Here is an 852-nt window from a genome sequence, read left to right as displayed (position 1 = left end):
GCGCTCCCGGGCGTCCTCGACGATGTCATTTATGATGTCGCGCAACGCTTTTGACCCCGGATTCCGTGTCCGGCCGCCGTCGATTTGGGATTCGAGCAGGCTTTCGGCCCGGATCGCCCACTCGAAAGCCGCGAGGTCCGGGAACTCGCGCATCAACTTTCCCGATTCGTCGAGCACCGCTTCGATTCGGTCGACGACGCCGCCGGGACGGGCGGCGGCCCGGCGCAGCCGTGGCAGCGCGACCTCGGTTCTGGCCGCGACGGCCGCCTTGATCAGCTCCGATTTGTTGGGGAAGTAGTTGTACAGGCTGGCGCTGGTCATGTCGGCGGCCCGGGCGATCTCGCGAATCGTCGCCTTCGAGTGGCCCACTTCGGCCACGCAGCGCATCGCCGAGGCGATGATTCGGGCACGGGTCTGCTCGCCGCTGGCGCCGACTGGGCGGCCGAGCTGGGATGGCGAAGCCGGAGGATAATTGATCGCCCGATTATATTCGAGGGAGCCGGTCAAAAGGACGCAGGAGTGAGGACATCAGCATGACGCGGGCGCAGCTGGGTCGCCCCGTCGGCGCCAGCGGCGAGGAGACCCGCCGCCGGCTCCTCGTCGCCACCATGCGCTGTGTCGCCCAGCGCGGCTACTCCAAGGCCACCATCCGCGAGATCGCCCGGGCCGCCGACATGACCAGCGGCAGCCTCTATCACTATTTTCCGAACAAGTCGGAGCTGCTCGCGGCGACGGTCGCGGAAATCGACCTGATCGCATCCCGACGGCTACGCGAGGCCGCCGACCGTCCCGGCGGCGTCGTCGACCGAATCGAAGCGGTGCTGGACGAATCGGGAAAGTTGATGCGCGAGT

General features: G+C 67.3%; 2 protein-coding genes. One reads left to right on the top strand and one right to left on the bottom strand.

Annotated elements, in window-relative coordinates; translation table 11 throughout:
• On the bottom strand, nt 1–378 hold a 378-nt coding region (locus A5705_RS00025; protein WP_369829577.1), incomplete at its 3' end, for a TetR/AcrR family transcriptional regulator.
• A 155-nt stretch (nt 379–533) separates the two neighbouring features.
• On the opposite strand from A5705_RS00025, the gene A5705_RS00020 reads away from it, so the two are divergent.
• A partial coding sequence (locus A5705_RS00020) for a TetR/AcrR family transcriptional regulator (protein WP_156762969.1) occupies nt 534–852 on the top strand: 319 nt, incomplete at its 3' end.

Source organism: Mycobacterium sp. E787, assembly GCF_001668725.1.
GTDB lineage: Bacteria > Actinomycetota > Actinomycetes > Mycobacteriales > Mycobacteriaceae > Mycobacterium.
The sequence above is the reverse complement of the archived record's forward strand: the minus strand, read 5'-3'. Positions and strand labels throughout refer to the sequence as shown.